This window comes from Arthrobacter sp. TB 26 (assembly GCF_000427315.1).
GTDB lineage: Bacteria > Actinomycetota > Actinomycetes > Actinomycetales > Micrococcaceae > Arthrobacter.
In genome coordinates, this window is record NZ_AUPJ01000253.1 from 1 (window position 1) to 10,824 (window position 10,824).

9 protein-coding genes and 1 pseudogene are annotated in these 10,824 nt (G+C 66.3%); 4 read left to right on the top strand and 6 right to left on the bottom strand.

Features of this window, described 5'->3' with window-relative positions:
- Positions 1–314, top strand: a pseudogene (locus tag K789_RS0109220) (trehalose-phosphatase); the annotation flags it as partial.
- 4 nt (positions 315–318) lie between these two features.
- Here the strand turns inward: K789_RS0109220 and K789_RS26430 are convergent.
- Together K789_RS26430 and K789_RS26435 are read right to left on the bottom strand one after the other, a co-directional pair.
- Entirely contained in the window at positions 319–753 is a 435-nt protein-coding gene (locus K789_RS26430) for an MIP/aquaporin family protein (protein ID WP_323754835.1), read from the bottom strand.
- 115 nt (positions 754–868) lie between these two features.
- On the bottom strand, positions 869–1,294 hold the full coding sequence (locus K789_RS26435) for an MIP/aquaporin family protein (RefSeq protein ID WP_272943961.1): 426 nt from the start codon (positions 1,292–1,294) through the stop codon (positions 869–871).
- Between the two features lie 158 nt (positions 1,295–1,452).
- On the opposite strand from K789_RS26435, the gene K789_RS0109230 reads away from it, so the two are divergent.
- The 3 genes from K789_RS0109230 (at position 1,453) to K789_RS0109240 (ending at position 4,738) form a co-directional block, all read left to right on the top strand.
- Positions 1,453–1,842 (top strand): hypothetical protein, encoded by a 390-nt coding sequence (locus K789_RS0109230; RefSeq protein WP_024366512.1) that lies wholly within the window; start codon positions 1,453–1,455, stop codon positions 1,840–1,842.
- A gap of 265 nt (positions 1,843–2,107) precedes the next feature.
- The gene (locus K789_RS0109235; RefSeq protein WP_024366513.1) at positions 2,108–3,190 is read left to right on the top strand and encodes an ABC transporter ATP-binding protein; all 1,083 of its coding nucleotides are present in this window, start codon (positions 2,108–2,110) and stop codon (positions 3,188–3,190) included.
- A 114-nt stretch (positions 3,191–3,304) separates the two neighbouring features.
- On the top strand, positions 3,305–4,738 hold the full coding sequence (locus K789_RS0109240; RefSeq protein ID WP_024366514.1) for a DUF4032 domain-containing protein: 1,434 nt from the start codon (positions 3,305–3,307) through the stop codon (positions 4,736–4,738).
- Positions 4,739–4,798: 60 nt separating this feature from the next.
- Here the strand turns inward: K789_RS0109240 and K789_RS0109245 are convergent, their stop codons facing one another.
- The 4 genes from K789_RS0109245 to K789_RS0109260 all read right to left on the bottom strand — a co-directional run bounded on the left by K789_RS0109245 (position 4,799) and on the right by K789_RS0109260 (position 10,778).
- Positions 4,799–6,166 (bottom strand): FAD-binding oxidoreductase, encoded by a 1,368-nt coding sequence (locus K789_RS0109245; RefSeq protein WP_024366515.1) that lies wholly within the window; start codon positions 6,164–6,166, stop codon positions 4,799–4,801.
- 59 nt (positions 6,167–6,225) lie between these two features.
- Entirely contained in the window at positions 6,226–8,151 is a 1,926-nt protein-coding gene (locus K789_RS0109250; protein WP_416352797.1) for a glycoside hydrolase family 13 protein, read from the bottom strand.
- Between the two features lie 2 nt (positions 8,152–8,153).
- Entirely contained in the window at positions 8,154–9,023 is an 870-nt protein-coding gene (locus tag K789_RS0109255; RefSeq protein ID WP_051180974.1) for a sugar ABC transporter permease, read from the bottom strand.
- Positions 9,024–9,119: 96 nt separating this feature from the next.
- The gene (locus K789_RS0109260; protein WP_024366518.1) at positions 9,120–10,778 is read right to left on the bottom strand and encodes an ABC transporter permease subunit; all 1,659 of its coding nucleotides are present in this window, start codon (positions 10,776–10,778) and stop codon (positions 9,120–9,122) included.
- Positions 10,779–10,824 lie beyond the last annotated feature (46 nt).

A 10,824-nucleotide genomic window follows, 5' to 3' on the forward strand; every position in this document is an offset into this window, starting at 1 on the left:
CCCGCGCCGTCCTGCAGGACAAACCCGGCGTCTTCCTGAAGAGCGGCAACCGGGTACTGGAAAGCTCCGTGGTGCACGCCTCCAAGGGGGAAGGCGTTGCCTTCCTGCGTCAGGCGACCGGTGCCACGGCAACGGTCTTCGCCGGCGATGACACCACCGACGAGGACGCCCTCGCAAGCCTGCTCCCCGGGGATCTCGGGGTGAAGGTGGGCTTGGACTTCACCCAGGCCCAGTTCCGGATCGAAGCCCCGACGCACGTTTCCGAGCTTTTGGAGGCACTGCTGCGGGAACGGACGAAGGCCGTCGGCGCCTGAGCGGCTAGATCCCGGTCGCCCGGTTGGTTTGCGACGCCGGAGGCGTCTCCCCGCCGGCCCGGCCGGGAGGCGTGGCCTCCTGCAACTTCTCCCGGGCGTGCAGGACGTCTCCGATAAACCAGTCGTAGACCAGCACACCGATCATGCCCCCGACCAGCGGGCCGACGATCGGAACCCAGAAGTACCAGCTGAAGGACCCGTCCACAGTGCCCGGCAATGCTGTCTGCCCCCAACCGGCCAGCCAGGCAAAGACCCTCGGCCCGAAATCGCGGGCAGGGTTGATGGCGTAGCCGGCGTTTGCGCCTGTGGACATGCCGATGGCGGCCACGGCCAGCCCGATCATGAACGGGCCCAGGTTCGCCTGGACGGCCGTATTGCGTATGTCGATGATGGCCACCACGAAAATAACCAGGAAGGCAGTGCCGACAATCTGGTCCACCAGTGGCCCCACGGGGTTGCCGTCAAAGTACGGTGCCGGGAACGTGGCGAAAATCGAGTAGGTGGCAAGACCGCCCGGATCCGCGCGTCCGGTTCCCGCTGTCTTATTGAAGGCGTCAATGGCGTTGTAATACAGCAGATACCATCGCGGCGCCTGCGAAAGCCCCCAGAACCTGGGCGCCGATATACGGCCCCACCTTGCGCCAAGGAAATTTTCGCCGCAGCGCGAAGGCCACTGTCACCGCAGGATTGATATGTGCGCCACTGACGCCGCCGGCGACGTAGACCGCCAGCGTCACGGCCAGGGCCCATCCCCAGGTAATCAACAGCCAGTCACCTGCGGCCATGAATATCGTCGTCGGCGTCGCGGCCCGGCCAGATCCAGGCAACGCTGCCACCGCCATGGCCACCACTCCGTCACCGAAGCTAATCAGCACAAACGTGCCGAGAAACTCCGCCAGAAGTTCACCCCACGTCCCCCCATACCGCTTTAGGCCGCTGCCGTTACGGACCGCATTCCTAAGTGGACTGACATCACTCATCGTGATCGCTTCCTTAAGTCATCTGCTCCATTGTGTGAATTGACAGCCCCGGCACTTTTATGCTAGTCCCGACAGTTCGTCCTGTCGGAATGTCGCGGGCCTAGCTAGACTTTAAGTGCGCCGCAAAGACGCAAGTTTCGTTTCGGGAAGGAACGATCATGAGTGACAACAGCGGCATCACCACCCCTAAGACACCCGGTTCCGGCGAAGAGCCCGAGGAAAAGGACCTCCGGGGCCGGTACGTCGAGGGCAACTTCGGTAAGGCCGGCGCACAGCACGGCCGCCGCTCAGACGATGAAGAAGGTCAGTACATCGAAGGGGACTACGGCGGGGCAGGCAGCGAAGGCGGACTGCCAGAACCGCTGGGCAACAAGGCCAGGGAATCGGGACGATATGTCAGGGCCAACTACGGCGGGGCCGGATCCACACCAGGCCGAACGGCTGAATCGGAAATCGGCCGATATTCGGAAGGCGACTACGGGGCCGACGGCAAGGTGGATCCCGCGCGCAAATCCCGCGCCGATAAAGAGGCAACCACGACAGAATAGACCCCCAGGCCCCGCGCTCTCCGCTTGCGTAAGTAAGCCGAATCACGTGTGACATCTGTAACATTTTGGCCCATTAACCAAAAATCTGACATACTCTGGTTGTGATGTGGCGCACAAGTACCGTGCGGCATCATTGGATACTCCTCGGCTTCGGCCGGGGAGTATGCGCACGATCAGGTGCTGACAACTGAATTAACAACTGAACAATAAGACCATTCACTACGGATCGTCCGGCACGTACCTGCCGGTGAAGGGATTGATAACTGTGGCTACAGTTACTTTTGATAACGCAACACGTCTGTACCCGGGCACGGATAAGCCCGCCGTTGACAAGCTCAACATTGAAATCGCCGATGGCGAATTTCTAGTCCTCGTTGGACCCTCCGGCTGTGGAAAGTCGACCTCCCTGCGCATGCTCGCAGGTCTTGAGGACGTCAACTCCGGCCGAATCCTGATTGGCGACCGCGATGTCACCGACGTCCCCCCGAAGGACCGCGACATCGCCATGGTTTTCCAGAACTACGCGCTCTACCCGCACATGACCGTCGCGGACAACATGGGCTTCGCCCTGAAGATCGCCGGCGTCAGCAAGGAAGAGCGCGCGGAGCGCGTCCGTGAAGCTGCCAAGCTCCTGGACCTCGAGCCGTACCTGGACCGCAAGCCGAAGGCACTCTCCGGCGGCCAGCGCCAGCGTGTCGCCATGGGCCGTGCGATCGTGCGTAACCCTCAGGTCTTCCTCATGGATGAGCCGCTGTCCAACCTTGACGCCAAGCTCCGCGTGCAGACCCGCACGCAGATCGCGTCGCTGACCCGCCGCCTGGGCGTCACCACTGTCTACGTGACCCACGACCAGGTCGAGGCCATGACCATGGGCGACCGCGTCGCTGTGCTGAAGGACGGGCTCCTGATGCAGGTCGACACCCCGCGCAACCTCTACGACAAGCCGAAGAACGTCTTCGTGGCCGGCTTCATCGGCTCCCCCGCGATGAACCTGCTGGAGCTTCCCGTCGTCGACGGCGGCGTGCAGTTCGGCGGCACCATTTACCCGGTTCCGCACAACGTCCTCGAAGAGGCCAGCGGCAAGACCGTAACCCTCGGCTCCCGGCCGGAAGACCTTGAGCAGGTTGCCCAGGGCGAAGGCCTCCAGGTTGAGGTCGACGTCGTCGAGGAGCTCGGCGCCGACGCTTACATCTACGGCCACACCACCCTGGACGGCAAGAGCCACGACATCGTGGCCCGCGTCGACGGCCGCACCCCCCCGATGAAGGGTGAGACCATCTGGGTCCGCCCGCAGTCAGGACACGTGCACCTGTTCGACACCAAGACGGGCCTGCGCCTGGGCGATTAATCTCCTGCGTGGCTGACGGCGGTCCTCCCCACTGGAGGGCCGCCGTCGGGCTTTAACTTGCCTGGCAGCACCCGTTCGTTAGGGCAGCCGCCCTTAGTACGGAAGAATTGGCTCATGACCGAGGAATACCCCAGCACCGAGGAAAACGGCGCCCAGTGGCACGACGAACCCACCGACTACGGTCAGATCGGCAAGCTGCCCCGGTTCGAAGCCGCCAGCGCCAATGACAGCAAGGCCGTGGCGTCGAGCTCGCTGAGTATCACCGCCGCCGCCACCGAGCCGGAGCTCCTGGACCTTCCCTGGCACATTGCTCTGGAGGACTGGCCGGCGGAATTCCTCGCCGCGCTCCCCCGCGGCATCTCCCGCCACATTGTGCGCTTCGCCCACCTTGGCGGCTCCGTCATCGCCATCAAGGAAACCTCGGAACACGTGGCCCGCCACGAGTACCACATGCTCCGCAAGCTCGCCCGGCTGGACGTCCCCTGTGTGGAACCGGTCGCGGTCATCACCGGCCGCACCACCCCCGAGGGCCGGCCGCTGAACCCCGTGCTGGTCACCCGGCATCTGAAGTTCTCCATGCCGTACCGTGCCCTCTTCTCGCAGATGCTGCGCAAGGACACCCTCACCCGTCTGATCGATGCCCAGGCCTTGCTCCTGGTGCGGCTGCACCTGATCGGGTTCTACTGGGGCGACGTCTCGCTCTCGAACACGCTGTTCCGCCGCGACGCCGGTGCGTTCGCCGCCTACCTCGTGGACGCGGAGACCGGCGAGCTGTATCCGGATCTCTCCACGGGCCAGCGCGAATACGACCTGGAGATCGCCCGGGTCAACATCGCCGGTGAACTCATGGACCTGCTCGACGGCGGCCTCATCGAGGAAAAAGTGGACCCCGTGGCCACGAGCGAACTCATCATGGACAGCTACCGGCGCCTCTGGACCGAGCTGACCGAGAAGGAATCATTCGAGATCGGCGAACGCTGGCGGGTGGCGGCACGCATCCGCAAGCTCAACGAGCTGGGGTTCGACGTCGAGGAATACGCCATCAAAACGACGCAGAACGGTTCCACCATCCAGCTCCAGCCCAAGGTGGTCGACGCCGGCCACCACCAGCGCCGGCTGCTGCGCCTGACCGGCCTGGACGCGCAGGAAAACCAGGCCCGCCGGCTACTGAACGACATGGACTCCTTCCGGGCGGACAACAACCCCGGCATGGACGAGGAATACAGCGCGCATCTGTGGGTCAGCCAGATTTTCGAGCCGATTGTCCGTTCGATCCCGCGCGACCTGTCCGGGAAGCTGGAGCCCGCGGAAGCCGTGCACGAGATCCTGGAGCACCGCTGGTACATGTCCGAGAAGGAGAACCGGCACATCCCGCTCGCCGAGGCCGTGCAGTCCTACATTGACTCCGAGCTCCGCCACCGCCGGGACGAGGCGGCCATCATGCTGAACCCGGACACGGAGATGCTCAAGATCCTGGAGATCGAAACGGAGGAATCCCGCTACGGCGCCGACGAGGCCGTCGACGAGTATCCGGACTCCGACGACTAAGTTGGCCCCAAGCTTCGGCGGGGTCTGCTGTCCGGGCAGCCGGGTTGTGGCACAGCCGCGCTAGATGGCCTTGCCGGGATTCAGGATGCCGGCCGGGTCGAAAAGTTCCTTGATCCGGCGCTGCAGTTCGCGCACGGGTTCCTTCTGTTCCAGCCCTAGCCAGCGCAGTTTGTACTGGCCGATCCCATGCTCCCCGGTGATGGTGCCGCCGATGGCCAGGGCCACGGTGATGGATTCGTCCAGGGCCGCCCCGAGGCGTGTCATGGCATCCGCGGCCACCGTCTTGTCCACCCGGTCCACCCAGAATGTGGGGTGCAGGTTGCCGTCGCCGGCGTGAGCCACCACCTTGAGGTTGACCCGGTGCGAGGCCGCCATGGCCTCAAGGGCTTCCACATAATCGACAAGGCGGGAGCGCGGGACGGCGACGTCCTCGCCCACGCGGTATTCGTCGTCGACCTCCACACCGCGGCTGTTGCGCCGCAGTTCCACAAGCTGCTCCGCCTCCGCGCTGGCTTCCATGGTCACGATCGCGCCACCCGCCACAAGGACGGGCCGGATCGCGGCCGCCTCCGCCGCTGCGCCGAAGCCGTCGGTCTGGATCAGCAACAGGGACTGTCCCCTGGAGCCGAGGTCCGAGCCGTGGACCTCATCGAGCTGGGCCAGGGTTCCGCTGTCGAGCAGCTCCATGATGGCCGGCTGTACGCGCGCCTTTCCCACGGCGAGGACACCTGCCGCGGCGCTGCGGAAGTCCGGGTAGAAGGCAGCGATCGTGTGCACGTCCTGCGGGAGGTACTTGAGCCGGACGGTGATTCCGACGACGATGCCCAGCGTCCCCTCGGAGCCGACGAACAGGCCGGTGAGGTCGTAGCCGGCCACGCCCTTGAACGTCTGGTGGCCGGTGTGGATGAGCGAGCCGTCCGCCAGCACGACGTCGAGCGCCAGCACGGAATCGCGGGTCACCCCGTACTTGGCGCAGCGCAGGCCGCCGGCGTTCGTGGCCACATTGCCGCCGATCGTGGACAGCTTGAAGCTGGCCGGGTCGGGGGCATACATGAGTCCGTGGACTGCGGCGGCGGCGTTGAGGTCCGCGTTGATGACGCCGGGCTCGACGACGGCCGTTTCGTCATCGGGGTTGAGGTCCAGGATGCGATTCATCCGTTCCAGGCTCAGCACGACGCAGCCCTTGCTCGCGTGCGCACCGCCTGAGACGCCGGTCCCGGCGCCGCGGGCCACCAACGGGACCCCATGGGCGGCGCAGGCGCGGACGGTGGCCTGGACGTCTTCGATCGATTCGGCCCGGACCACGGCCTGCGGCAGCTGGTAGTCCAGCACCGGCGCCTGATCCACGGCATAGGCAGTCAGCGTGGGGTCATCCAGGGCGACTTTCGCCGGACCCAGGGCAGAGGTGAGCTCGTCGATGATGCTCATGCGGTCTCCGATTCGTCGATTCCGGCCTTCAGTCTAAGGCGCGGCTCCGGCCGGATGGGCTAGGGCAGCTTGGTCCCGGGCAGCATCCAGACCCCGGCCGCGGGGCCGCGGGTGCAGATCAGGGCCCCTGAGGCCGTCCCATCCGCCCTGATCTGCCCAGTGCCGGGGCCTGCGCCGACGAGACCTGCGCTGATCTGACCGGCGCTGACCTGACCTGCGCTGAACGCAGGATCCGCCGCAAGGGCCCGGAACTGGGCGGCGGACAATGTTCCGGGCGCCAGGTGCACGTCGGCAGCGTCCCGGGTCACGACGACGAGCACGGATGCCCCCGCCGTTTCCCGCACAAACGCGAGGGCGTCGCCGTCGGCGTGCAGCCAGCGGATTCCGCCGCCGGTCAGGGCGGGCTGGTCCCGGCGCAGCGCGGCGAGCGCGGCGTAGTCATCCTGGAGGTCGTCCAGGACCCGGTCGGGATCGTTCCAGGGCATCGGCGTCCGCGACGCTTCCCCGTTGTGCCCCTTGAGCCCGAATTCGTCGCCGGCGAAGACCACCGGGACGCCGGGCAGCGTGAACATCAGCACCGCACCGAGCCGCTGTCCGCCGTCGATCATCACGGTGGCGGCCCGCGCCGTGTCATGGCTGTTCAGGGCGTTCATGTTCTGCTGCCGGACGCCCCAGCTGAAGGCGGCCGCCAGGTCCAGATGGGTGGCCAGGAAGTCCTCGGCACCGGTCCGGTTGGGGCCAGGCAACGGCGTGCCGAAGAAATTGACGTGCGGGGCATCCCCGGCGAGCCAGGACCACAGCGGCCGGGTGAAGTTGGAGTACGTCATGGCGCCGTGCCAGTGTTCGCCGCTGAAGTCCGGCGCGGCGTCGTTGGTGGCCTCGGCCAGCAGCGCCGCCTCCGGGTTGATCTCACGGACCCGGCCGGCGATCAGCCGGGCGACGTCCTGGTTGAGATCCGTGGCGCCGAGCCGTCCGGTCATGTTGCCGACGTCGATCCGCCAGCCGTCGAGGTTGAAGGGAGGCTTGAGCCAGCGGGCCACGGGCGAGTCGTCAGCAAGGACGAACCGTTCCCTCAGCCCTTCCGAGGTCCAGTTGAGCTTCGGCAGCGAGGGGACGCCGTACCAGGCCTCGTAGCCGCTGTGGTCATCGTTGAAGTAGTAGTAGCCCGCCTCCGCGGAGCCCGGTTCGGCGAGGGCACGCCGGAACCATTCGTGGGCGTCGCCGGAGTGGTTGGCAGTGAGGTCTCCCATAACCTTCAGGCCGCGGGCATGGGCGGCCTCCACCAGCTCCACCAGGGCCTGGTCCCCGCCGAGGAGAGGATCCACGGACGCGAAAGTTGAGGCGTCGTAGCGGTGGTTGGAGCGCGCGGGGAAGAACGGCGTCAGGTAGATAACGTCCGCGCCGAGCCCCTGGATGTGGTCAAGTCTTTCGGTGATGCCGCCGAGGTCCCCGCCGAAGAACTGGTACGGGGTGTCCGGGCCCGTGCCCGCCACCGGGGTGGCGTCCCAGCTGCAGGGAACGGCCCAGTCCGGAACCGGGTGCACCGACGCCCCAGCCGACCGCGCGAAGCGGTCCGGGAAGATCTGGTACATCGTGCCCGCGCGGAGCCACTGCGGCGCTGCCGGGAACGTCGTCAGCCGGAAGTCCGCGTAGTCGGAGACGTCCCGGCTGAAGAGACCCTGGGCGTTGAGAGTCCAGTACCGGCGGCCGGCCTCCAGCAGGAAGCGGTACCGGGCCACCGGGTTGGTGACCGTCATGGCCCCCTCCCACCAGGCCCAGCCATCCGCCTCGCCCAAACCGGTGCACGGCTCGTAGCGGGGCTCACCGTCCTGGATCGAGCGGAGCCACACCCGTGTGGCACGCCCCCAGCCGGCCGGAACCCGGACCCGCAGCAGGGCCTCGTCGCCGAGCGCCACCTGCTGCGGGGCGTGCAGGCCGGAGCCGTCGTGGTGCGGCAGCAGCCCGGCCATACCCTGCCCGGTCATGCCTAGCCCTTCACCGAGCCCGCCGTGAGGCCGCTGACGATGTAGCGCTGCAGGAAGAGGAACAGTGCCATCACCGGCACGGCGGCGAGCACGGCACCGGCGGCGAAGACACCCCAGTTCTCGGACCGCTGCTGCGCCACGAAGGAATACAGGCCGACAGCGAGGGTCTGGCTGTCCGGGTCCGTGAGCACCACGCTGGCGATCACGAATTCACCGGAGATTCCGATGAAGGACAGCAGGCCCACCACGGCCAGGATGGGGGTAACGAGGCGCATGATGATGCCGAAGAAGATCTGCGTGTGGCTGGCACCGTCAATCTTGGCCGCCTCGTCGAGTGACTGGGGGACGGTGTTGAAGAAGCCGTACATCAGGTACGTGTTCACGCCCAGGGCGCCGCCGAGGTAGACCATGATGAGGCCCAGCTGGCTGCCGAGGCCGAGTGCCGGGATGACCTCGGAGATCCCGCTGAGCAGGAGGAAGATCGCGACGACGGCCAGCAGTTGCGGGAACATCTGCAGGAGCAGCAGGCTCAGCAGGCCGATCCGGCGGCCCTTGAACCGCATCCGGGAGAACGCATACGCCGCCATGGCACCGAGGAACACCGTGGCCGCGGACGTCACGCCCCCCACCACCATGGTGTTCGCGAACCAGCGGGCATAGGGCCGCGCGGGGTTGTTGAAGAGTTCGGCGAAATTGCCGAAGTCGATCCGGCTGAACAGCGCGTTGGAGCCCACCAGCGTGCCGGTGGAGTTGAACGCCGCGGAGAGGACGTACATCAGCGGGAAGATCGCGAAGATGGTCACCGCGATGCCGACCAGGTGCCGCCAGCCCTTGTCCTTGAACCAGACGCCGAAGGGGCGCCGGCGCTGCAGCGAGCGGAGCTGCTCGACGTCGGTGGTGCTTCCTGCTGTGCCATCGACGCCGGCGGGNGGGAGCCGCCGTTGTGCTGGCCGTAGTTGCTGACCCGTTCATGAGTTCACGTCCTCGAGTGCCTTGGTCTGCTTGAAGCTGATGGCCGAAACGGTGGCCACGATGATGAAGATGATGATTGCCAGGGCGCTGGCGAGGCCATAGTCACGCCCCGTCCCCTGCCCGAAGGCCACCTTGTAGACGAGGGTGATCAGGACGTCCGTGGCTCCAATGTCCCGGTCCGTGTCCGCGAAGCGCGGGCCGCCGCCGGTGAGCATGAAAATCACGTTGAAGTTGTTGAAGTTGAAGGCGAAGGAGGAGATCAGCAGCGGTGCGATGGAGACCAGCAGCAGGGGCAGCTTGATCGAGCGGAACACCCGCCACGGGCCCGCGCCGTCCATCCGGGCGGCCTCGTCCAACTCGGTTGGCAGCGATTGCAGGGCCCCGGTGCAGACGAGGAACATGTACGGGAACCCGAGCCACAGGTTGACCACGAGCACACTGATCTTGGCCAGGACCGGGTCCGTGAGCCAACCGATCGTGGCCCCGCCCAGCAGGGTCTGGTTGAGCCAGCCGAACTGCGGGTTGAGGATGCCGGACCACACCAGCCCGGACAGGAACGCGGGGAAGGCGTAAGGCAGGATCATCAGGATCCGGTACACCTTCTTGCCGCGCAGGTCCTCGCGGTTGAAGGTCATGGCCAGGAACAGGCCCAGCGCGAAGGTCAGGGCCACGGAAGCCACGGCGAAGGTGAAGGTCCAGAGGATGACGCCCAGCAGCGGACCGCGCAGGCTGGGATCAGTGAACGCGCGGGCGAAGTTCTCCATGCCGACGTCGATCTTCCAGCCGGTGGTGAGGGTCTCGCCGTTGCTGGCCGCGAAGGCGCCCTTGCCGTTGTCCCGGTAGACAGCGCCGGAGTCGGTGTCGGTGAACGTGTCGGCCGCGGCGTCGTAGGTCAGGGCCGGCTTGAACTGGTACGCGTTGCTGCCGTCGGCGGTCCGCAGCGTGCCGTCCGCAGGGTCTGCGGAGACGGGCACGGTGGTTCCCAGGATCTGCTGCTGGTTCGCCACGATCTCCTGGAAGTTCAGGGTGCGGTAGCCGTCGAGGGCGTTGGCCTTGCCGGTGGAGTCCTTGCCGGCGCCGGAGACTTCCTCCAGCGGCGCTTCGGAGCTGCCGAGCGAGACCTTGCCGTCCGGGTCCGTGAAGAGCAAGTAGAACGAATTGTCCTTGGCGAGGACGGCAGTTTTGTAGGCCGGCGAATCGGGGACGCGTTTCTGTGCGGTGAGCTGGATGGCGGCGATCGCATCATCCTTGGTGCTGTTGTGCCCGTCGCCGTAGTTGGTGAAGGCGATGTAGCCGCTGAACAGGACCACAAAGACCTGGAAGACGAGCAGGAACAGCACGCCGGGGGCCAGATACTTTGCGGGCAGTCCGCCCTTGCGCAGGTAAATCCAGTTGATCGCCAGGACGACGGCGGAGGAGACGGCCAGCGCCCCCCACGACTCGCTGAGGAACAGCATCATCAGGACGTAGACGGCCAGCGCGTCCACGATGCCCAGCAGTACGATCTTGGCGACGGTGCCCTTGGTGGTATCCGGGCCGAAGCGGCGCCGCTTGCCCGGGTGGCCGGGGCCCCCGGAGCCGTCGGGTCCCCCGGAGCCGGCCGGGCCCGTTGCTGGGGCGGGGATGCCGGCCTGGCGGAGTTCGGTATCTGTCATGGCTGTCTACAGTCCTTGGGAGAAGCTGGTGGAGGTGCAGGAACGG